Source organism: Pirellulales bacterium (assembly GCA_019636335.1).
In the GTDB taxonomy this organism is placed as follows: domain Bacteria; phylum Planctomycetota; class Planctomycetia; order Pirellulales; family JAEUIK01; genus JAHBXR01.
The window spans coordinates 1-21223 of the sequence record JAHBXR010000003.1; the positions used below are offsets into that span (position 1 = coordinate 1).

Consider the following 21223-nt stretch of genomic DNA (forward strand, 5'->3'; position numbering starts at 1 on the left):
AATCAAGCGTCGCTGGCTCAACGCCTGGGCACCGGTATAAACCTTGCTCGCAAGAAAAAATGGGTCGAATCATGATTCGCTGGCCTCGCACGACTGCAACCTTCTGGAGCCTTGTCGCCGGCGCCGTGACGACGGCAGCGTTGAGCGGCTGCGCCTCGCCACCGACGTTGCCCGGCGAGCGGCTCTCGATGGATCTGGACCATGCGCCACCGGCGCGTCGTGCGATCCCCTTCGTCAACAAGAAGAAAGAAGCCGAGCAGCAGTTCTTGCGTCAGATTGCCAAGGGGAGAACGCTGGAAAGCAGCGGCAAGCTGGTCGAGGCTCGCGATTTGTACCAGGCCATGATCGTCGAGTTTCCCGACCGCTACGAGACGTATCACCGGTTGGGAATCGTGGCCGACAAGCAACGCCGGCATCGGGAGGCGCAGGCCCTGTACTCGCAGGCGATCGAGCGCGCCCCGACCGAGGCGCAGTTGTTCAACGACCTGGGCTATTGCTTCTTCCTGCAGGGGCAACTCGACAAGGCCGAAAGCGCCTTGTTCAAAGCGGTGAATCTCGCACCGTCCGAGGCGCGCTATCGCAACAACCTGGGACTCGTCTACGGACATCAGGGACGCATGGACCAGGCGCTGGTGGAATTCCGCAAGGCGGGGAGCGAAGCGGACGCGCAATACAACGTCGCCTTTATTTACGCCTCGCGCGACGACAACAACGCGGCGAAGACGTGTTTTCAGAAGGCGCTGGCCGCCGACCCGACTCACGAAAACTCGCGCCGCGCCCTGCAATCGTTTACGCGGTTCGAGGCCGATCCCTCGGCCGCCGAGGTCGCTGCCGAGTATGCCCCCAATGGGGCCCGTTACGTCCCTTATGTGGAACCGGGGCAGGCGCCACCGGGGACGGCCGCGGCGCCGCAGGTCTTGCCCGCCAGCGCCATTGGCCCGGCGCGGGCCTCGGCAGGCGGAAATACCGGGCCATCGACGATGGAATTCCCGGGCTCGACGACGCACGGCAACGCCGCTTCGGCCGCGGTGGGGGGGAGCAGCGGAGTGACCACCGCCAGCCATTGGTCCTGGAAGGGCACCAGTCAGTTCGCCCAGTAGCAAGCCGAGTTCTCGCACGCTGCTGCCTACATGGCGGGCGCTTACGGCGGGCCATCGCGCGGCGGGCGTTTCTTTCGCCGGGCCGGCGCCGACAGTAGACTGTAGCGGTCTGTTGTCGGGCGGCGCTGCGCCTTGTCGGCGCGGTGCAACACGCGCCCCCTCTATTGAATTGCAACCATCACGGCAGGCGGCCTTGCGTCTTGATACGCGAAGCAGCGGTCCGTTTGAGCGTCGAGAGGAACGAGTCTATGAAGTGCATCGTCTGTCGGGCCTCGTGGGTCTTGGGCGTGTTGATGGCGACGTGCGCCGCTACGTCGTGGGCCGAAGGCATCCAGTTCAAACGGACGCAGATCGAGGGGAAATTTCGCAGCGAAGGCTCGGCCATCGGCGATCTGAATAACGACGGCAAGCCCGACATCACGGCCGGCAGCGTCTACTTCACCGCGCCCGACTGGAAGATGCACGTGTTTGCCGAAGAGGCTCACGAGTTCGATCCCGCCAACTACAGCGATACGTTCTGCAACTTCATCGACGACATCAACGGCGATGGCTGGAACGACATCATCGTGGTCGATTTTCCAGGCAAGCAGACGTGGTGGTTCGAAAACCCCCAATCGACCGAGGGGAAGTGGAAACGTCACGAGGCGGTGCCGGTTACGAACAATGAAAGCCCGAACATGCTCGACATCGACGGAGATGGCCGGCGCGAGCTGATCTTCTCGGATGGCGAGAATCGCATGGCTTATGCGAAGCCGACGGCCGATCCGGCGGCGCCCTGGAAGATCACGCCGATCTCGAAGCCGAACGCACCGGGCACGCAAAAGTTCTCGCATGGACTAGGCGTGGGAGATGTAAACGGCGATGGCCGGCCCGACATTCTTTGTAACGAAGGCTGGTGGGAGGCCCCGGAAAAGCTCGGCCAGGGCGAATGGGAATTCCATGCGGCGCCGTTTGGCGAGCCGTGCGCGAACATGTACGTCTATGACTTCGACGGTGACGGCGACAACGACGTCCTTAGTTCGAGCGCGCACGCGTTTGGCATCTGGTGGCACGAGCAGACGTCCGAGGGTTGGAAGACGCACGAGATCGATCGCAGCTTCTCGCAGACCCACTCGCTGTGGCTGGCCGATATCAACGGCGACGGCCTGCCCGACTTTGTGACAGGCAAGCGTTGGTGGGCACACGGCGCCAGTGGCGATCCGGGTTCCGATCAACCCGCCGTGATGTACTGGTTCGAACTGACGCGAGAGAAGGGCAAGCCGAAGTGGATCGCGCACCAGTTCGACCACGATAGCGGCGTGGGCACGCAATTCGACGTGGCCGACATCAACGGCGACGGCCTGCTCGACGTGGCGACATCGAACAAGAAGGGAACGAACGTGTTCCTGCAGGTCCGCGACTAGCCTTAGACCGGCGATTCGTTCGCAGAACTTTTTAACGCAAAGACGCGAAGCCGCAGAGACGCAAAGAAAAAGATATGGCGGTGGCACAGGCTGTTAGCCTGTGTTGCTCGATGCAAGCAGCGCCTCGGTGTTAATCACCTAGAGCTTGCGTCTTAGCGTCTCTGCGCCTTTGCGTTAAAGCCGTTGTCAAGCATGGGGTGCCTGACTTACGTCAGACTTCGCTGGCGTCGCTCTTCGGCTCGGGCAGATCTTCTGCCGGCTTCGCTGCCGGCTGTTCCTTTTTTGGCGCTGCTTTGTCCGCGCTCGGCTTCTTCAACTCTTCGACCGAGCGGCGAACTCCTTCGAGTTGTTCGTGGAGTTGCTCGAGACGCTGTTCCAGGCGGCTACGAAGGGCACCGTTTGGATCGAGATCGCGGACGCGGCCGAGCAGTTCACGTTCGACGCGTTCGATCTCCTGCGCCGCGCCTGGCGCTACTTGCGCCAGGGGATTGAGCAGCGGCTCGACGTGGCGGCGCACGTCGTCGGGAAGCTCGGCAAGGCGATCTTGCGTCACTTGCCAGCTCTTCTCTCCCTGTTCGACGATGATCTGGGCCAGCTCTTTGCCTCGTTTCTTGATCGTGATGGTCATATCCTCGGGCAATTCGGCGGCGCCCTGGAAGATGACGTCCGGCCGGGCGACCCAGAACGAGAGGGGCCCTTGTCCGGGGGCGGTGGCGCCCCGCAACTGCTCGATCCAGTTGGTCAGCGCTCGGCTGTCGGGCCCGAAGATGCGACCCGGCCCTGCCGGCAGAGCGCGGGCGTTCACCTCGCGCGCGGCAGGTGTGACCTCGATCGTCAACTTTTCGCCGGCACGCAATACGGCCAGCGTCAGCGTTTTACTCGGAGCGGGCACGGCCTCCTCCGATTTCCGTAGCGGTTCGCCGGCCTTGGACATCGTGATTCCCTGCGACGCGTTAATCGCCTCGATGAGATCGGCCACCGAGGAGAGTTGCTTGTCGCCGGCGCTCAGTAGCACGTCGTGCTGCTTGATGTCCGCCTTGGCAGCGGGGCTGTCCGGGGCGACTTCGGCCACGACGAGTCCGCTATTTTCCGGCAGGCCGAGTTGTGTGCGCAACGTCGAGTCCGCCGGAAAGCATTCGAGTCCAACCCAGTAGGGGCTCGGCGGCGGCACCGGCGCCGTGGGAAGGTTCAAACTCTGGGGGGTGAGGCCGGGAATAGCCGGCAACAGCACGTCGCCCGGCGGAGTCGGCTGCTGGGCCTGCACCCAGGCGCCCGACAGCAACACGACCGAGACCATAGCGAACCACGCGAGGCGGTCCTTCCAGCGGGCGATCTTCATGGCAAACACACTCCCTTCGGGCATGGCTCGCACGGACTGCCTACCGGGCCAACGTGTGGCGGCAGCACGGTCGATTCCGGTGTTTCATCGTGGCCTGGCCGATCTTGGCCTACTGATACTGATTTCCGATGTAGTGCAACTCAATGCGCTCGGCGGGCACGTACCCTTGCGAGCCATCTTCCAGTTCGATGGGGAGCATCTCGAGGTGCTCTTCGACACGATGTCCCATCCGTTCCAACGCGCGTCGTACCTGGGGGGGAATCAACGATCGCCGTGGCATCCCGGCGGGGCGGCCGTCTTTGTCCGAGCCGACCAGGCGGATCGGTGCGCCACTGGGAGAAGCGTTTTTCAGATCGGACGGGGCCGGAGATATCTGGACGGGGCGTGCGTGTTCGAGTGGTGGCGCCGCTGCTTGGGCCACCGGATCTCCCGACGCGGACTCGGCCTCCGACTCGGCCAACGGGACCCCGCCGGTGCTGGGATCGTGCAGGATCGTGCCGCGGAGCGCAAGCCCCAAGCCGAACGCGATCAAGAAACTGGCCGCCAGCGCGAAGACGGGCGAGACTCTCTTTTGGCGTTGAACCGGAGCAACGGTCGGTTGTGCGGTAGCGTCGTTGATGGTGATTCCCGCGAGGACCGGCGTATCGCTCGGCCGGGTCGTGGGAAGGGATAATTCTCGAGCGAGCGCTTGCGACTCGAGGAACGCCAGAGCGCAGCGCCGCCAACCCTCGGGGACCTGTTCGAGTCGTTGCAGCAACTGTTGCTGCGCGGCAAGCTCGAGCTCGCCATCGACGAGACGTTCGAGGTCTTGCAACTCGGCGGCGTTCAGTTCTTGTTGCGGCGCGCTCATCGTGTCGTCTCGATCACCTCTCGCACGGTCAGTTCCTGGCGGAGTTTGGCACGGGCACGGTGCAGTCGACTTTCGACCGCTGCGTGCGTCAGCCCGAGATGGTCGGCAATCTGTTGGTAGCTCCAGTCCTCGCTGTATTTGAGCAGCAGCATCTCGGCCTCGCGTCGCGGCAGTCGCGCCAGCGCCTCGCGGACCAGGCGGCTACGTTCGCGTGCCAGCAGCCAGTCGAGCGGATCGGCCTCGCGCGCGTCTTCTTCCGACACGCCGCGCCGCATCGCCACTCGATCGACCAGCCGCCGTTGCCGGCCGAGCTTGCGCCGGTGGAGCAGGGCCTGCGTCACCGCCAGCCGGTAGAGCCACGGCGCCACTTTGGTTGGGTCGCGCAGCGGAGCGCGATTTCGCACCACCGCCAGGGCGACTTCCTGCAGCACTTCGTCCACGGCATCGGGCTGACCCAATCGCGCGTAGACCACCGTCCGCAGCCAGCGCTCGTTCTGCGCCAGCACCGCGCTGGGGTCGATCGGCGGTTGATCGGGGGGGCCATCCTCGGCGGCCCGCGGATTCGTGGGCGTCATGTCCGCCAAGATAGTTGCCGCCGAGGGGGGCTGTCTTGCGGCGTGTATATAGAATGTTGGATAATGTTTCTGCCACTCAACTTAGGCCATCTACGTGGGATGAGGGACTAGTGCCTTGTCAGAGCTAAAAGTTCAGGTTGCCCTTGCCAAATTGGTCCTCAAATCGTGCGCGTGGAATCTGGGAACCCGAAAACAGGGTATGATGCTGGATTTGGGGGGTAGCACCGACGAGTTTCCGCAGCAGGCGTGAAACTTATCTCGCGCAAGTCGGAAGCTCGTCGGTGTCGCGCAGCGACAAGAGGATCGTTTCGACCGGACCGACGTGGTGGCGAGGCTGCGCTGCTGAAAGGTGCCTGCCCGATCGACCCTCTGGTTGCTGCGCAACACCGACGACGGTGCGACTCGGGCGTGTTGTCGTGCGCGACGTCGCGCCGCACCATCGTCGGTGCTACCCGGCTGTTGCAAATGGTCCAATCGCCTGATTCTAAAGCCACTTACGCCGGCCAACAAAAATGGCACCGGTCGATCGCTGTCGATCAACCGGTGCCAGTTTTATTCCGCCTGACGCAAGTAGCGGCACTACTCCGTCAGGTACTCGATCTTCGTGTAGTTCTCGGCGGGGTGCTTTTTCGGGTCGTACCGCTGGAGCAGCCCGGCGGTTTGCATGTCGCCGCGCATCGAGACCGAGTTGACGTAGCCGTTGCCGCTGATGCTGCCGTGCGAGAAGGGGTGGAACGAGAAGATGCCGTCCGAGCCCCGGATGCGACCATACCAATCGCGGCCGGCATTGAAGCGGTTGACGCTCTGGTTCACCGTCTCGTGGCAGCGGACGCAGGAGACGCGATCGACGTCGACGAAGCCGGCATCGTAGCTGGCGGGCACGATATGGAACTTGGCATCGGTCGTGGGAGCCGCCGTGCGCTGCCCGTTCGTGCCGAAACGCCACGTCGCCCCCAGCGCCGAGCGGAACGGCGTGGTGGTGAGCAACTCGGTCACCAGCATGTCGTCGTCCAGGGCCGGCAGGGTGTCGAGCCCCATGCGTTGTTCGAAGGCACGCTGGCCCGGCTGTTGATCCACGAGGCGCATCGAGGGGAGCTCGCGGGGCTCCGCCAGGTAGGAGACGAACCGTGCCAGTTTCTCCTGCTCGTACCAGCCCGGTCGCAGTTCTTTGATGCGTTCGGCGAGATCCTCTGTGGCCGGGAAGGGGCGGAAGACGTCGACGCCCCAATCGTTCACCTCGCGGCGGCGAATACGCAATTCGAAGGCGTAGTCTTTGCCATCGGGGCCACGCAGACACAGGACTTCGCCCAGCACGGCGCCTTTTGGGAACGTCCACGCATAGCCCATGCGGCCATCGCCTGTCAGGGCACGGCGGTACCAGACGACTGGCAATTGCTTGCCGTCCGCGCCGCGGGGGAGCGAGAGAAAGCGAAACGACGTGAGGTCACTCGTGCGATGAGTGCCGGCGGGCGAGCCCCAGGGGAACTCGCGATTGCCGTTGCCGAACGGTTCGCTGTTGTTGGCCGAGATGTTGTAATTCGGGCTGTGGACGCCAGGGAACATGCCATCCCAAAACTGATAGGCGCGCGGCATTTCTTCTTCGGTGTAGAGCAGCAGGTGGTCGTCGGCCAGTAGCTCGCTCATGGCCCGATCGTCGATCTGCGGCAAGAGTGCCCGCAGGCGGGCCTCTTTTTGCGCCGACATGAACGAAAATTTCGGCTCGGCCGGTCGCACCGCGGCACTGATGGCCAACAGGTCGGCCGTGGGATCCGAGGCCATGTGAGGTGCGGCCAAGGTCACCGCGACTAGCACGATCAAATTCATATTGTTCGCCTCCGTGAGTTGACTTGAGGCCACTCGTCGGATGAAGAGCCAGGCCTCGCGAAACGATCTGTCCGTAGTGACGGCACGGAGCTTGCCAGGCGCCGAGCGCTTCAGGTTGGGCGTGCTGCGTGGAACCAAGAACGCCGTGAGTACCAGGTGCTGGCCGGGGCGTTCTACGGGCGAGGGAGTGTGGGTTGGCAGGGCGTGGTTGGTGTCGTGCCCCGCGGTGGGAATCCGTTCCGAAGGCGTTCCATCGGGGCTGAACCTAGCTAGCACCCTGTGCGAATTCAACCACCCCGTAAGGCGTTTGTCGGCACGATGCCATACTCATGGGGTAGACGACTCTCGTACGCGGCCGATATATCAAGACTTGCGTCAATATGCCGTGAAATAGGCTAGAAAAAAACTTTAGGGGTAGTAGCCGCGCAACGGCAAAATAGGTTGTTGAGGTAGCGCGGGGCAGGCGTCTTGCGCGGAGGCTAGGGAAATGCCCCTGCGTGAGCGCGCACGCGGTTGCCGTGCTGGAGGAGTTCTGCGTAGCGTTTGGCCGAAAGTCCTTGCCAGTTGTCGAGCAACGCAAGGTTTTCTTCCAATTCGTCGCGCGTGTCGGGGGCCATCAGGGCGACGTCGACCGCCGGGTGCGCGAGGACAAAGCGGTAGCATTCCGCCGCCGTCGGCAACGCGAAATCGTGCGGGTCTTGTGGCGTCGATTCGAGCAAAGCGCCCCAGCGCAATCCGGTGAACGCCACGACAGAAGCTCTCTGCTCGTCGCACGTCGGAAAGACATCTCGCTCCGCGCCGCGATGGGCAGCGTTGTAACGCAGCATGAGGAGATCAAGTCGGCCACTGGCTGCAAACGAGGTGGCGAGCGATCGTTGATGGCTCGTCAAGCCGATCGCGCGCACGACTCCTTGCTCGCGCAGCGTCTCGAGCGCCTGGGCAGCGCCGCCGGCGGAGAGGATCTCGTGCCATTCTTCGACATGTTCGACGTAATAGTACGTGACCGCGTCGAGATAGTCAGCGCCGCATTCCGAGAGCAGCCGCTCGATCTCGCGACGGGCATCGTCCGCGGTACGGGCTTCAAGCTGCACGGCCAGTTTGATCGCGTGGCGCTCGTCGCGCGACATTTGCCGCACGGCAGCGCTCATGCCGTCGGCGTAGCCGCACCAGTTGAGATACTGTACTCCACGGGCCACGGCCGCCAGCACGTCCTCGTCGGCCAGATGCGTATTGCCGCGCGTGGCGAGTCCCAGTCGGCAGACCTCGCCCAGTCGGTTGATCGTTGCCGTGCGCGGCAGATTCGCTTCGAGCTGCGGCACGAACATCGGCGAGCTCACACCTCGAAGAGATGAACGCGGCGTCCCGTGTCGGCCGAGCGACGGACGGCCTCGGTAAAGCACATGTATTTCACGCCGTCGGCAAAGTTCGTCATCGTGACGGGGCGCTCCCCTCGGATGGCGGCAATGAAGTCTTCCTCGACCTGCCAGCGCCCCGCTTGCTCGGCGGGAATGGGGACCACGGCCAGTTGTTTGTCTTCGGCAGTGCCGAGATGGATCGTGTCGCGTTCGAGATCGTAATGCACGGAGCCGGCGGCGCCGTATGCTTCGAGCCGCATGCCCCCTGCGTGCCGCGCGGCGCCGCTCACGTGGTAGACGCACGTCGCGCCACTGGCCATGCGGGCCACCACGGCCACGCTATCGGGGGTCTCGACGTCGTCCAAGCGACCGGTGTCTTGATTCAAGCGGCGCGGGACAAAGATCGACGTCTCGGCCATGACGCTTTCGGTGCGGCCGAACCAGCGCTGCACCGTTTCGTTCAGAATACCCAGCGTCAGCACGTTCACGCCCGAGAGATCGGCACGCTGACGCCAGTGCAGGGGGAGGCTGGCGTCGAGCAGTTGGGGGGAGAGCGCGCGAACGTAGATCTCGCGGAGCTCGCCGAGCTTGGCGGCGATCAAGTCGCCCATCACGCGATCGCCTGCCAGGCCGAAGGGACTGGGCACGAGCATCGCGACACGGCCGGTCTGCTGAGCAGTAGCGAGCATGCGCCGCGCCTGCGCGGCGTTCATGGCCATGCGGGCCTCGCACAGCACATGCTTGCCCGCCTCGAGCGCGCGGCAGGTGGCCTCGGCGTGCAGGTAGGGCCACGTGCCGATCAGGACGGCATCGACCCCGGGATCGGCGACGACGTCGGTCCAATGCGCGTGGACGCGCGGAATGTCGTATTCGCCGGCAATCGCCTGGCCCGATGCCAGCGAGCGATTGGCCACGCAAACCAGACGGACGCCGGAGATCGCCTGCAGGCCGGGAATATGACGCAGGCGAGTATTGGCGCCCGCGCCGATCAGGCCGATGCGGATTTCGGACATCGACGGGTGCCCTTTATCGATGGCGCCATCCCCCGCGATCCACTGCTGGGCAAGCCAGCGGTGTCGCACACCGTTGTGCCGGCCAGCGGCGCCACACCTTTCGCGGCGTCTTACTCGACTAGGCGGCCGGCGAGCGGCGCTTGTGCAGGTCGCGCACGACGTTCCAGGCAAGTCCCATCTTTTCCATCAGGCAGATGGTGAGATAGGTGATGTCGAACTCCCACCAGCGATGGCCATGGTCGGCGGCGCGCTGATAGGCGTGGTGATTGTTGTGCCAGCCCTCGCCGAAGGAGAGGAGACCAACCCACCAGAGATTGCGGCTGTCGTCGCTCGTCTCATAGTTGCGATAACCCCACATGTGCGTGGCGGAGTTGACGAACCAGGTCGTGTGCAGCACGTAGACGAGCCGCACGAACATGCCATAGACGACGAACGACCAGCCGGTGTAGGCATCCCAGCCGAGATAGCCGACGAGGAACAACGCCCCGCCGAGCAGGAAGTACCACAACAGGAACGTCCGATCGAGGATCCGCATGAAGGGATCTTTGAGCAGATCGGGGGCGTAGCGTTGGTAGAGGGAGTCGTAATACTTGCCGTTGAAGCGTGGCATGAGCCAGAGCATGTGGCTCCACCAGGCGCCATCGTGGGGCGAATGAGGATCGCCATCCTGATCGCTGTAGGCGTGATGCTTGCGATGGTTGGCCACCCACGTGAGGGGCGAGCCCTGACCGGCGAGGCCTCCCAGCCAGGCGATCATCCAGCGGACGGGACGGAACGTCGTGAAGCTACTGTGGGTCAGCAGGCGGTGGTAGCCCAGGCAGATGCCGATGCCGCCGGTGAGCCAGGCCAACACGACCGCCAGGAGCACGCTCTTCCAGGTGAAGAAAAACGGGGCGCCCAGGGCGCCGATATGGAGCACGGCGATCCAGGTCATCACCGGCCAGTCGATGCCCTGCCGCCAGCGTTCGCGGAGATTCTCAGCAAGGGCGATCGGGCCGATGTTGGACTTTTCAGCCGCGACGGGTTCGGCAACCGAAGGGGTGGCGGCGGGAGTGACCGGCGTCACGGCCTCGGCCAGACTGGCAAGTTGGTCAGGCGACATCAGTTCTGTTCTCCGTACCTGGAATCGCCCTGGCGAGCGACTTGGATCGTTTCTGATTGCGAGGGGAGCACGCGGGGAGGCGATCGGCCTGGCTGGCGAGTGGATTCGCAGAGCTTGCGATGCCCCTCGATCGAAGAGTTGCTGGGCTTGGCGGGTGAAGCAGCCGAATTTGCAGTCGTCGCCCCGAGCGCTGGCGGCCTCGCATTCGCCACCATAAGTCTAACGGAGTCTACCGCTACGACAAGCTGCCGAGAAGCCGACTTCAGACGATCCAAACGGGGTGGGGAGAATCGTTTGCGTCTCGAAGCATTGGTGGCCTGGCCCCCTGATGGCGCGCTTGCTTGCAGCGAGTCGGGCAGGGCGTTAGCTTTGAGGCACGAAGCATTCCAGCCCCAGCTTGCGGGGTGTGCGGCACGGAAGCCTTGGCAGATAAGACTATGCGGATCGAACCGCTACGAGATTTGCGTCGCGTCTATTGTGCGGGCCCCTTGTTCAACGAGGCCGAACGACGCGAGATGTTACAGATTGCCGGGGTGCTATCTTCGGCCGGCTTCGAGCCCTTCGTGCCCCACTCCGACGGCATGGAGTTTGCGCTGGTCCACCCCTACCTGGTCGAGGAAGGGTACGAACCGGCCGCCGCGGGACGCCTGTTGCACGAGGCGGTCTTCGCCCTGGACACCTTCCAAGTAGTGCTCGGTTGCGGATCGTTGGTGCTGAACCTGAACGGTCGCGTCCCCGACGAAGGGGCCGTCGCCGAGGCCACCATGGCGTGGATGCTCGGCAAGCCGCTGGTGATCTTCAAGGAAGACGCACGCTCGGCGATCGCGGGGCGCGACAATCCGTTGATCGTCGGGCAGACACGCTTCGAAACGATCGAAGCGATGTCGGCCCTGCCGGCGGCGCTCGAGTTGAAGATCGCCGAGTTCGAGATCGACGCGGCGCGTACGTTCGACTGCCCCACGCACCTGGCCGAGGTCGTCGAGCGCGGCGGGCGACTGTGGCAGCAATTGCAATCGCTCGGCAGCGAGCGGCCCGACCCGGCCGTCGCCGAGATCGTGCTCGACCTGTTTGGCCGCCCGCGCGCTTGCGGTGCGTGACAAGAGTATGTCCACGATTCGTGACATTCCGGAGATTGCCGGGCTCGATCATCGCCGTTCGATCGTGCGCATTCCGCCCGAGACCGACGTGCCCCTGACGCCGCGCGTGAGGCAGTTGATCGACACGCGCGAGTTCCGTCGGCTGGCTCACATCAGTCAGTTGGGGCTGGTTTCGCTCGTCTACCCGGCGGCGATCCATACCCGCTTCGAGCATTCGCTGGGGGTCTATCGTCTCGCGCTCTTGTATCTCAAGCAGCTTTCGTACGACGAGCGTTTCACGTCGACCGTGCGTCCGGAAGATGCCGAGGTGTTCATCACCGCCGCGCTGTTGCACGACCTGGGGCACTGGCCCTTTTGCCATCCGATCGAAGACATGCGATTGCCCGGTGTGCCGCAGCACGAGTTGTTCGCCAACAGCTTTCTGCTCGAAGGGGAGGTGGCCGACACGCTGCGCGACGATTGGGGAGTCAATCCGCGCGATGTCGTGGCGCTGTTGTCGGCACGGCCGCGCGACGCCCGCTCGCGCATCCTGGCGAGCATGCTGTCGGGGCCGATCGACATCGACAAGATGGACTACCTCGGGCGCGACAGCCTGCACGCGGGCGTCCCCTACGGTCGGCATTTCGATCAGGGGCGCTTGATCGGCAGCCTGTGCCTGAACGAGGCCGGCGATGGTCTCGCGGTAACCGACAAGGGACGTACCGCGGCCGAGTTGCTGGTCTTTGCACGCTACGTCATGTTCAGCGAGGTCTACTGGCACCACGGGGTTCGCTCGGCGACCGCCATGCTGCAACGGGCCTTTTATCTGCTGATGAATCAGCTCGATCTCGATGCGCTGTTTCGCTTGACCGACGAGCCGATGATTGCCGAGCTGCGCCGCGTGGCCACCGGAGGACCGGCGGCCGACCTGTTGAACGGCCTATTCGGGCCGGCGCGGCGTCTTTATAAACGGGTCGGGCAATACAGCTACTTCGAAGATCAGGAGCTTTACGCGCGGCTGGCGCGGCGTCCCTATCCCTGGCTGGCGGCGTGTGCCGCGGAGTTCGCGACGCTGGCCAGCACGCACCTGGGGCGCGTCGTGGCGCCACACGAGATCTTGTTCGATGCGCCCCCCGTCGAGCGCGAAGTGGAGTTCAACGTCGAGGTCTGCTTCGGCAAGCAGCAGGCGTATCGCCGTTTGGAAGACGTGTCCCCCGTCGTGCGGACGCTGGCGCGCGAGCAGTTCGACGACTACGTGAAACGCGTGCGGATCTTCGCGCACCCGCGGATCGCCGAGGCACTGCGCGAATCGCCCGAGTTGCCCACGCTGGTGCATCAGGCGGTCGACCGGACCGAGTAACCGGGAGCCGGTCGTGGAACAAAGTTCTGCCGCAACCCTGTGCGACGACGGGCCGACCGTGGGGGGATCGTTCTTCGTTGAGCTCGGGCAGGTGGCGGCGGTGCTGGCCATGTTCGCGCTGCTGGTGGCGTGGCCGCTGCCCGAGGCGAATGAGGCGCACTATCTCGGCAAGACCAAGCACCAGTGGCAGCCCGACTGGGTGCCGAACGATTTCTTCTACGACGCGGCCGATGGCCATCCCACGTTCACTTGGGCGCTGGGCTGGCTTTCGTACCTGCCGCGCGATGCGTACGCCTGGACGGTGCGCTGGATCGTCTGGGCGCTCGAGGCCTTCGCCTGGTGCCGGTTGTGGAATGCGATCTCCGCGCGGCGCTGGCTGGCGCCGCTGGCGGCCGGGCTGTTCGTGCTGTTGGCCGAGCAATGCGAAATGGCGGGCGAATGGGCCGTCGGGGGGGCCGAAGCGAAGGGGGTTGCTTACGCGGGGGTGTTTCTCGGCATGGCGGCGCTAGCCCGGACACGGTGGAACGCCGCGTGGATTTGGTTCGGCGCCGCGTCGTCGTTTCACGTGCTCGTGGGGGGCTGGTCGGTTCTGGCGGCGGGGGTTGCCTGGCTCGCGATGGGGCGCGAGCGTCCTTCGATTGGATCGATGCTGGGGGGCCTGTCGATCGGTTTGATCTTGTCGCTGCCGGGGCTCTCTGCCGCACTTTTGCTGACGGCGAAGAGCGACCCCGATACGGTGCGCACGGCGAACATGATTTACGTCTATCGCCGGCTGGCGCATCATCTCGATCCCACGAGTTTTCAACCGGCAGAGGTGGTTCGAGCGATGTCGCTCATGGCGGCGTGGATCGGGCTGGCCTGGTTCACGCCACGGGCGTGGCTGCCGCGCGAGTTGCGCTGGTTTACGCATGGCACGATCGTCATTTCGGCCGTGGGATGGATCGTGAGCACGTGTACGTTGGGGGATCGCGCCCTGCACGCCGCGCTGATGAAGTTCTATTGGTTTCGTCTGGCGGATGTGTTGGTGCCTGCCGCGGTGGCTTTGCTCGTGGTGAATGGGTTGAGCCTGAGCGATGCCGATGTGGCGCGGATCGCACGACAGCGGTGGAAGCGGGGGGTATTGGTGGCGCTGGCGATCTTCGTGAGCGCGTATACGGCCGAACGATTCTGGACGATCGCCACGGTGCGGGCGCCGCGGAGTTTTCGCGGTTTCGCGGCCGAGCCTGCGGCGACCCGCGGCGAGCAGTTTGCCGATTGGCGCGCCGCGTGCGCATGGATTGCCGAGAAGACCCCTCCCGAGGCCCGCTTTCTCACCCCGCGGATGGAAAGTTCCTTCAAGTGGTATTCCGCCCGGAGCGAGGTGGCCACGTGGAAGGATGTCCCCCAGGATGCGGCCAGTTTGCTCGAGTGGCGGCTGAGATTACGCGAGATTTACCGCGATCCCGGCCGGGTTCCTCAACGCTGGGTGGGGTCGCTCAATGAGCTATCGCCGGAGCGTTTGCATGAATTGGGGGACACGTACGACGCGGCGTACCTGTTGGTCGAGGCCCAACCTCGTCTTGCCCTGGATCTGGTGTATCAGAATAATTCGTACGCTGTCTATCGGCTCGATCGCTGACCCCCCTGCGAAAAGCTCCATGCCCTCCGACGCGCAGTTGGCGTACGAAAAGCTCTGGCGCGAGACGGATCCCTGGTCGGGCATCCCGGCTCGATACAACTTGGGGGTGTCTTTGACACAAGGCAACGTGGCCCAAGGGCGCGGGGATAAGCGTTGCCTGGCCTGGGAGAATTCGGCCGGCGAGGCCCGCAGCTATACGTATGCCGAAATGGATGCGGCGAGCAGCCGGTTGGCCTCGTCGCTGGCGAAGCTGGGCGTGGGGCGTGGCGATCGCGTCTTGTTGCGCTTGCCGAATCTGCCCGAGTTTTACATCGCCTCGCTCGCGGTGGCGAAGCTGGGAGGCGTGTTCATTCCCTCCAGCACGCAGTTTCGCGAGAGCGAGATCGAATACCGCTTGCGCGATTCGGCCGCCGTGGCCGTCGTGACGACGACCGGTCTGGCGGGCGAAGTGGAGCGCGTCTGGTCTCGCGCGCCCGACTTGAAGCATGTGCTGGCGCTACCCTATGCCGGCGCGAAGCTGGCCGGACGGCAACTCGATCTGGCCGAGCTCATCGCGTCGGGGGACGAGGCGTTTTCGCCGGCAGACACGGCCAGCGATGATGTGGCTTTTATCGCCTACACGTCGGGCACGACGGGGGATCCGAAGGGGGTGGTGCATTACCACCGCTACCCGATTTCGTACGATCCGCTGATTCGCCACTGGCACGACTATCGCGACGACGACGTCTGCACCTGCCCGGCCGAGGTCGGCTGGCTGCTGCCGGTGGCCTCGACGTTTCTGTACTCGATGCGCTCGGGCATCGAGACGGTGCTCTACCATCCGCTCGACGGTCGCTTTCATCCGGCGGCCTGGTTTCGCTTGATCGCGCGGTACGGCATCACGAACTTCGTGGGCACGCCGACGATGTTTCGCATGCTGACTGCCGACCCGGCCGTTCACGAGGCGGACGTTGCGAGCCTGCGTCATGGCACGAGCGCAGGCGAGCCCTTGCCCCCCGACACGTTCGAGGGGGTGCGCCGCACCCTGGGGTTCACGCCACTCGACGGCATCGGCATGAGCGAGTGCATGGTGTACTGCTTTCAGCGCGTGGGCGAGGAAGTGATGGCGGGGAGTTGCGGACGCCCGGCGCCGGGCTGCGTGATCAAGCTCATGGACGACGAGCTGCGCGAAGTGCCGCGCGGCGAGCCCGGCATTCTGTGCGTGCGCCGCGATACGCACCCAGGCATGATGAAAGAGTATTGGAACAAGCCGGACCGCACGGCCGAGGTGTTTCGCGGCGAATGGTATTACTCGGGGGACGTGCTGCGTCAGGACGAAGCGGGATTGTTCTGGTTTCAGGGACGCGGCGACGATGTCATCAAGGCCAGCGGTTATCGCGTGTCGCCGTTCGAGGTGGAAAGCTGCCTGGCCGAGCATCCGGCGGTGCTGGAGTCGGCCGTGGTGGCCAGCCCCGACGAGCTGCGCGGCATGATTATCAAGGCCTTTGTCGTGCTCCGCGTCGATCGAGTGGCGAGCGATCCCTTGGCGTGCGAATTGCAAGAATGGGTCAAATCGCACGCCGCGCCGTACAAGTATCCGCGCAAGGTCGAGTTCGTCGCGGAATTGCCCAAGACACCGAGCGGGAAGATCAAACGGGGCCTGTTGCGCGAGCGTGAGTTTTCCGCTCAACCGAAGACCTGATAACGCGCGGAAATGGGGCTTACGCGGAGCGATGGAGGCGCGGAGAAATCTGACGGTTGCGGATGATGAATGCTTCTTTCGATGTTGAGTTTCCGTCGCGGTTGGGGGCGCGATTGCAGCACCCTTTGCCGGGGCGGCCGGCGCAGTCGCGCTTTGAGCCGGCGATGAGCTACGGCCGGCATTTTGCCCCGCCCCCCCCGGGGGCCCGCCGCGCGGCGGTGATGGCGCTGCTGTATCCCGTGGACGGCGTCTGGCACATGCCCTTCACGGTGCGTCCCACGACCATGACCGATCATGCCGGTCAGGTGAGCCTGCCGGGTGGCTTGATCGAGCCTGGCGAATCGACGAGCGAGGCCGCCTTGCGCGAACTGGCCGAGGAACTCGGCGTCGACGATCCGCGCATGGAACTGTTGGGCGAGCTTTCGCCCCTCTATCTGTTCGTGAGCAACTTTCAGGTCACGCCCTGGGTGGGGGTGCTGCACGAGCGCCCCACGCTCGTCCCCAACGAGCATGAAGTGGCCGAGGTGCTCGAAGTCCCCCTCCCCTACATGACCGATCCGACCAACATCGGCCGGCATGCGCGCGATCATCGCGGTATCGAATTCTCGGCGCCGCATCTCTTGTTTGGCGGGCACTGCATCTGGGGCGCGACCGGCATGATCCTGGGAGAGTTCATCGCCCTGGCCGACGAATTGAGCGCCGCGGCCGCGGCGTGAGCGCTTCGTGTGCTGGAAGCGCCGCGCTAGCGCAGATCGCCGATGGCATCGTCGAGCTGTCGACGCAGCAGCGCCAGCGGACGGCTGGGAAGCTGCCAGCGCGGATGGGGCAGCGCCGCGAGGAAACGCGAGCCTTCGTCCGACACGCGGTGTACGGCGCGACGCAACGCCGCGTCGTCGTCGAAGAGTAAGTCGGCCACCGAGGGGACATTGTCGAGCATCAACTCGCCGGCGGCCACTGGCCCCACGTCGATGCGCAGGCTGCCGGGCACATGCTCGAAGGTGGGTTCCTTGCCGGCGGCTAGTTCCACCAGCTCGGCGGCGAGCTCTTTGCTGCTCGAGAGCACGAAGATCCGGCTGGCGGTGCCGATCGCGGGGGAGACGTTGTAATCGGCCAGTCCCCGGTACTTTTCTCCCTCGAGGGGCACAAAGGTGGCTCCGGCGAAAAAGCCATCTCCGCGACGGCGGCTTTCCATGCGCAGGCGAGGGCGCCCGGTCAGCTTGGCCGTTTCGTTGGCCTGCGCCATGGCGGCCCAGAAGGCGCTCAGAAAGAGTTGCTTCGCCCGTCGCGTGTCTTGCGGCACGAACACGAGGGCCACGGCAGGGAACTTGCCCATCGGCACGGCGTCGCCCGCATCGCGGAACGACTGTCGCGCCACGATGAGCTGCACCTCGGGCTCGATCTCGTCGAGCAAGGGAATCGCCGTGGAGAGCCCGGCGAAGACGTTGGCGATTTCGGGCCGAGTGGGCTCGAGTCGGGCGATAAAGGCCGGATCGGACAGTCGTCGCATGACGACCGCGGCGGCTTGGGGACGGAGCCGGCCGCTTGCCGAGAGGATCACCGACCGGGGCAGCAGTGGCTGGAGCGTGGGCCCCTCTTCGCCCAGGGCGGCTATCAATTCGCGCACATCTTCGTGCCAAGAAAGCTGCTCGAACGAAGTTTTGATCGCCGGGCGATCCTTCGGAGCGGCCAGTGTGACTGGGGGGGCCAAGTTCAAGGCAATGACGACGAGCAAAATCGACGCGGGCCACCAGTAGCAGCAGGAAATTCGTGGCATGAGCAATGCGGCCTCGTGTGGAGTGAAACTTTCACTATTCTGTTCCAGTACGACAGGTGTGGCAACGCCAGTGTCCGTGTCTTTCGCTACCAGGAGGCACCTGTCGGTGCGCGGGGAGCCCGGCCTGCGGCGTGCCGTGGGACTGGCTTTCAAGGCAGCTAGGTGTTAGGCTCGTGCCACCTTTGGATGGGGCCGCGGGCGGCCGTACAGGCCGCGCGAGACATACGTGGTTCCCTGGAAAGCAAGCTATCGGGCGGCTCGCGTAGCCGCCGTTCGCAGCACTACTCCGTGGAGATTCGCACTGTGCGCACCTGGCACCGATCGTCCGTCGTCTTGACTCTCTTAACCCTGGCATGCGTGGCGTGGCACCAGCCCGCGCAGGCGCAAGAAGTGGCGACCGCTCCGGTGGCGACGGAGATCGACAGCATTGCGACGGGTCCGCTCGAGCCGATCCTCGTTTTCACGACGCAGAGTCTCGAGAAGTTCGTCGAGGACGTGAAGTACATCGGCACCCAGGGTGACGACGACGAGTTCATCGATTCGTTCGAGATTCTGTTGGGCGAGATCCTGGCCCAGCGCGATAAGCTGCTGGGCCCGCTCGCGGGTCCCGGCGTCCCGGCCGCGGCCGAAGAGCCCGCGGTTGAAGAGCCCGCGGTTGAAGAGCCCGCCGCGGAAGCCGCCGCGACCGAGAACGCCGAACAGGCTCCGGCCGAGGAAAAGCCAGCGGGCGCCGCGGCCCAGGGGAACGCCAAGCCGAAGAAGAAGGTCAATCGCTTCTCGTTGCGCGACATGCCGGGCGTCGATCAGACGCGCCCCTGGGGCTTCGTCGTGCTGACCGACGGCGTGGCCATTTCGCCCGTCGCGTTCGTGCCGATCGTCGAGAACGGACTGGGCGATCTGATGGAATCGTTCAAGATCGTCTTCCAGGAATGGAAGCTGCAGGACGACGGTTCGTACATCGTGGGCAAGGGGACGCTGACCGGCGTGGTGCGAGAGGTGAACGGCTGGGCCTTTATTGCGCAGACGGCCGATCATCTGGTGAACCCGCCCGATCCGCTGGCGCTGGTGGGGGACTTGCCCTCGCGCTACGACATGGCGGCCCAGTGGAACGTGCAGAACGTGCCCGAGGTGCTGCGTTCGCTGTTGATCGATCACTCCGGCGCCCTGCTGGGCGAGTTTTTGAAGCCGCGGCCGGGTGAATCGGATGCCCAATATGCCTTGCGTCACGAGATGGCCCACGGGGGCGTGCAGTTCTTTCGGCGTGCCTTGGCCGAGGTCGAACGGGTGACGTGGGGCGTCAAAATCGATCAGGAAACAAGCCGCCTGGTGAGCGAAACGCTCGTCGAGCCATTGGCCGACAGCCCGCTCAAGTCGCAATTCGAGGGTTTGAGCAGCGTCGAGACACGCTTTGGCGGCATCGTCGGCGTGAAGGACCCAGTGTTGGCCGTCAATCTGACGGGTCCGCTCGACGAAGGCATGATGTCGCACATGCGGGCCGAATTGGCCGCGTACGAAGGTGCCTTGAACGAGTTGGTAAACAGCTCGGCCATCGTCAGTTCAGACGAAGAACGCACCGCCTATAAGGATCTTGCCACGCAACTCCTCGAGCAGGGCAAAGCGACGGTCGAGGGGGGTAAGCTCGACCTTGCGCTCACGATTACGAAGTCGGGCCGCACCATGACGCTGGTGGCAGGCGCCGCCGTGGCCGATTCGTCGGCGTTGGAGAAGGTCTTCGAGCAGATGATCGAGATGGCCAAGAATGATCCGAACGTCCTCGAAGCCAAGCTTGGGGTCGACGAGCACGAGACGACGAAGATTCACAAGCTTGTCGTCAAACCGACCGATGAGTTGAAGCCATTCGACAAGCTCTTCGGTGGACTGGCGATTCACGTCGCCTTCAACGACGGCGCGGCCTGGATGGCGATCGGCCCCGAGGCGTTGCCGAATCTCAAGGCGGCCATATCGGGGGCGCCCGTCTCGGTCAAGCCGCTGCAAGTGACGGCCCACCTGCAACCGTTGACGCGCATGATGGGCGAAACGGTGCAAGACTCGACGCAGAAGCTCGCCTTCTCGATGTTGGGCATGAACCTGTCGCACAAGGGAGCGGATTCCGATTTGATGACCATCACCGCCGCGCCCACGGACGAGGGAAATTTGCGTCTCGACTCCACCATCGGTCGCGGGGCGTTCAAGACCTTGACGCTCCTCACGCCGCTGATCGGCCAGATGATTCGGGGTGGCGGTCCGGGCACGGGCGGCGCCCCCTTCTAGACGCGTCTCGTGGCACCCGATGTGCCGTGGCCGAAGCGAAGTGCTGTACCTTGCAGGGGAACGAACATGAGCCAGTCGACTGCCGCACCGATCGTCGTGGGTGAAGTGAAAGCAGGCGTGAAGTGGGTGCGATTCAACCGCCCCGAGGTGCGTAACGCGGTCACGCTCGAATCGGCCGATCTGGCACGGGCGGAGATCGACAGCGCGGCCTCGGAGGGGGCCCGCGTGATCGTGCTCACGGGCAGTGGCGGTTCGTTCTCGTCGGGGGCCGACCTCAAGGCCGTGGCCGGCGCCTTCACGGGAGAGATGCCCAGCGTCAAGAAGCTGCTAGCCGATCACTACCATCCGCTCATCAAGAGTATGGTCGAATCTCCGCTGCCCGTGATCGCGGCGGTGGATGGCGCCGCGGCGGGGATCGGCTGCGATTTTGCCCTGGCCGCCGACATGCGTCTGGCGAGCGATCGTGCGTTCTTTTCGCACATCTTCGTCAACATCAGCCTGATTCCCGACGGAGGCGGCACGTTCCACCTGCCGCGGCTGGTGGGGTTGGGACGCGCGCTCGAGATGGCCATGCTGGGCGAACGGGTCACGGCCGAGGAAGCACACGCATGGGGGCTCGTGAATCACGTCTACCCCACGGCGAACTTCGAGGAGCAGGTGCAGGAGTTCGCCGCGTCGCTGGCCAAGAAGGCTCCGCTCTCGCTCGAGCGTTCGAAACGTGCCATGCGGGCTTCGCTGGGCGATCATACGATCGGCCAGGCCCTGGCGCGCGAGGCCGACTTGCAGGAAGAGCTTTTCGCCAGCGAAGACTTCAAGGAAGGGGTGATGGCCTTCCTCAGCAAGCGCCCCGCGGAGTTCCGCGGCAAATAGCCACGGCGTCTG

The 21223-nt window shown here is 64.5% G+C and carries 17 protein-coding genes; 9 read left to right on the forward strand and 8 right to left on the reverse strand.

The features are described 5' to 3' along the window. Positions 1–71: 71 nt before the first annotated feature. The gene (locus KF708_04065) at positions 72–1100 is read left to right on the forward strand and encodes a tetratricopeptide repeat protein (GenBank protein MBX3411869.1); all 1029 of its coding nucleotides are present in this window, start codon (positions 72–74) and stop codon (positions 1098–1100) included. A 248-nt stretch (positions 1101–1348) separates the two neighbouring features. After that, on the forward strand, positions 1349–2503 hold the full coding sequence (locus tag KF708_04070) for a VCBS repeat-containing protein (GenBank protein ID MBX3411870.1): 1155 nt from the start codon (positions 1349–1351) through the stop codon (positions 2501–2503). A 211-nt stretch (positions 2504–2714) separates the two neighbouring features. Here the strand turns inward: KF708_04070 and KF708_04075 are convergent, their stop codons facing one another. The 7 genes from KF708_04075 to KF708_04105 all read right to left on the reverse strand — a co-directional run bounded on the left by KF708_04075 (position 2715) and on the right by KF708_04105 (position 10561). Further along, positions 2715–3842, reverse strand: coding sequence for a PDZ domain-containing protein (locus KF708_04075; protein ID MBX3411871.1), 1128 nt, complete (start codon positions 3840–3842; stop codon positions 2715–2717). Between the two features lie 109 nt (positions 3843–3951). Beyond that, positions 3952–4692 (reverse strand): hypothetical protein, encoded by a 741-nt coding sequence (locus tag KF708_04080; protein ID MBX3411872.1) that lies wholly within the window; start codon positions 4690–4692, stop codon positions 3952–3954. Beyond that, the gene (locus tag KF708_04085) at positions 4689–5267 is read right to left on the reverse strand and encodes an RNA polymerase sigma factor (GenBank protein MBX3411873.1); all 579 of its coding nucleotides are present in this window, start codon (positions 5265–5267) and stop codon (positions 4689–4691) included. Before KF708_04085 ends, KF708_04080 begins: the two co-directional genes overlap by 4 nt. 579 nt (positions 5268–5846) lie before the next feature. Beyond that, complete coding sequence (locus KF708_04090) at positions 5847–7091, reverse strand: hypothetical protein (protein ID MBX3411874.1); 1245 nt, start codon at positions 7089–7091, stop codon at positions 5847–5849. Between the two features lie 479 nt (positions 7092–7570). Continuing rightward, the gene (locus KF708_04095; GenBank protein MBX3411875.1) at positions 7571–8416 is read right to left on the reverse strand and encodes an aldo/keto reductase; all 846 of its coding nucleotides are present in this window, start codon (positions 8414–8416) and stop codon (positions 7571–7573) included. An 8-nt stretch (positions 8417–8424) separates the two neighbouring features. Continuing rightward, complete coding sequence (locus KF708_04100; protein ID MBX3411876.1) at positions 8425–9459, reverse strand: Gfo/Idh/MocA family oxidoreductase; 1035 nt, start codon at positions 9457–9459, stop codon at positions 8425–8427. Between the two features lie 118 nt (positions 9460–9577). Further along, a complete protein-coding gene (locus KF708_04105; GenBank protein ID MBX3411877.1) occupies positions 9578–10561 on the reverse strand; it encodes a fatty acid desaturase in 984 nt (327 codons plus the stop codon). A 422-nt stretch (positions 10562–10983) separates the two neighbouring features. Between KF708_04105 and KF708_04110 the strand changes: the two genes are divergently transcribed. The 5 genes from KF708_04110 to KF708_04130 all read left to right on the forward strand — a co-directional run bounded on the left by KF708_04110 (position 10984) and on the right by KF708_04130 (position 17012). Next, entirely contained in the window at positions 10984–11658 is a 675-nt protein-coding gene (locus tag KF708_04110) for a nucleoside 2-deoxyribosyltransferase (GenBank protein MBX3411878.1), read from the forward strand. Between the two features lie 7 nt (positions 11659–11665). After that, positions 11666–12997, forward strand: a complete 1332-nt coding sequence (locus KF708_04115; protein MBX3411879.1) for an HD domain-containing protein — start codon at positions 11666–11668, stop codon at positions 12995–12997. 13 nt (positions 12998–13010) lie between these two features. Beyond that, positions 13011–14615, forward strand: a complete 1605-nt coding sequence (locus tag KF708_04120) for a hypothetical protein (protein ID MBX3411880.1) — start codon at positions 13011–13013, stop codon at positions 14613–14615. Between the two features lie 19 nt (positions 14616–14634). Further along, positions 14635–16296 (forward strand): acyl-CoA synthetase, encoded by a 1662-nt coding sequence (locus KF708_04125; protein MBX3411881.1) that lies wholly within the window; start codon positions 14635–14637, stop codon positions 16294–16296. A 164-nt stretch (positions 16297–16460) separates the two neighbouring features. Further along, the gene (locus KF708_04130; protein MBX3411882.1) at positions 16461–17012 is read left to right on the forward strand and encodes a CoA pyrophosphatase; all 552 of its coding nucleotides are present in this window, start codon (positions 16461–16463) and stop codon (positions 17010–17012) included. A gap of 26 nt (positions 17013–17038) precedes the next feature. Here the strand turns inward: KF708_04130 and KF708_04135 are convergent, their stop codons facing one another. Further along, entirely contained in the window at positions 17039–18070 is a 1032-nt protein-coding gene (locus KF708_04135) for a hypothetical protein (protein ID MBX3411883.1), read from the reverse strand. A 333-nt stretch (positions 18071–18403) separates the two neighbouring features. On the opposite strand from KF708_04135, the gene KF708_04140 reads away from it, so the two are divergent. Both KF708_04140 and KF708_04145 read left to right on the forward strand, forming a co-directional pair. Continuing rightward, on the forward strand, positions 18404–20341 hold the full coding sequence (locus KF708_04140; GenBank protein ID MBX3411884.1) for a hypothetical protein: 1938 nt from the start codon (positions 18404–18406) through the stop codon (positions 20339–20341). A gap of 66 nt (positions 20342–20407) precedes the next feature. After that, the gene (locus KF708_04145; protein ID MBX3411885.1) at positions 20408–21211 is read left to right on the forward strand and encodes an enoyl-CoA hydratase/isomerase family protein; all 804 of its coding nucleotides are present in this window, start codon (positions 20408–20410) and stop codon (positions 21209–21211) included. Positions 21212–21223 lie beyond the last annotated feature (12 nt).

What these genes read in the sequence shown, in the direction of transcription:
- KF708_04090 (MBX3411874.1), bottom strand. Translation starts at nt 7,091, where the DNA reads ATGAATTTGATCGTGCTAGTCGCGGTGACCTTGGCCGCACCTCACATG.
- KF708_04125 (MBX3411881.1), top strand. Translation starts at nt 14,635, where the DNA reads ATGCCCTCCGACGCGCAGTTGGCGTACGAAAAGCTCTGGCGCGAGACG.
- KF708_04135 (MBX3411883.1), bottom strand. Translation starts at nt 18,070, where the DNA reads ATGCCACGAATTTCCTGCTGCTACTGGTGGCCCGCGTCGATTTTGCTC.
- KF708_04105 (MBX3411877.1), bottom strand. Translation starts at nt 10,561, where the DNA reads ATGTCGCCTGACCAACTTGCCAGTCTGGCCGAGGCCGTGACGCCGGTC.
- KF708_04080 (MBX3411872.1), bottom strand. Translation starts at nt 4,692, where the DNA reads ATGAGCGCGCCGCAACAAGAACTGAACGCCGCCGAGTTGCAAGACCTC.
- KF708_04070 (MBX3411870.1), top strand. Translation starts at nt 1,349, where the DNA reads ATGAAGTGCATCGTCTGTCGGGCCTCGTGGGTCTTGGGCGTGTTGATG.
- KF708_04065 (MBX3411869.1), top strand. Translation starts at nt 72, where the DNA reads ATGATTCGCTGGCCTCGCACGACTGCAACCTTCTGGAGCCTTGTCGCC.
- KF708_04130 (MBX3411882.1), top strand. Translation starts at nt 16,461, where the DNA reads ATGAGCTACGGCCGGCATTTTGCCCCGCCCCCCCCGGGGGCCCGCCGC.
- KF708_04145 (MBX3411885.1), top strand. Translation starts at nt 20,408, where the DNA reads ATGAGCCAGTCGACTGCCGCACCGATCGTCGTGGGTGAAGTGAAAGCA.
- KF708_04100 (MBX3411876.1), bottom strand. Translation starts at nt 9,459, where the DNA reads ATGTCCGAAATCCGCATCGGCCTGATCGGCGCGGGCGCCAATACTCGC.
- KF708_04115 (MBX3411879.1), top strand. Translation starts at nt 11,666, where the DNA reads ATGTCCACGATTCGTGACATTCCGGAGATTGCCGGGCTCGATCATCGC.
- KF708_04075 (MBX3411871.1), bottom strand. Translation starts at nt 3,842, where the DNA reads ATGAAGATCGCCCGCTGGAAGGACCGCCTCGCGTGGTTCGCTATGGTC.
- KF708_04085 (MBX3411873.1), bottom strand. Translation starts at nt 5,267, where the DNA reads ATGACGCCCACGAATCCGCGGGCCGCCGAGGATGGCCCCCCCGATCAA.
- KF708_04095 (MBX3411875.1), bottom strand. Translation starts at nt 8,416, where the DNA reads ATGTTCGTGCCGCAGCTCGAAGCGAATCTGCCGCGCACGGCAACGATC.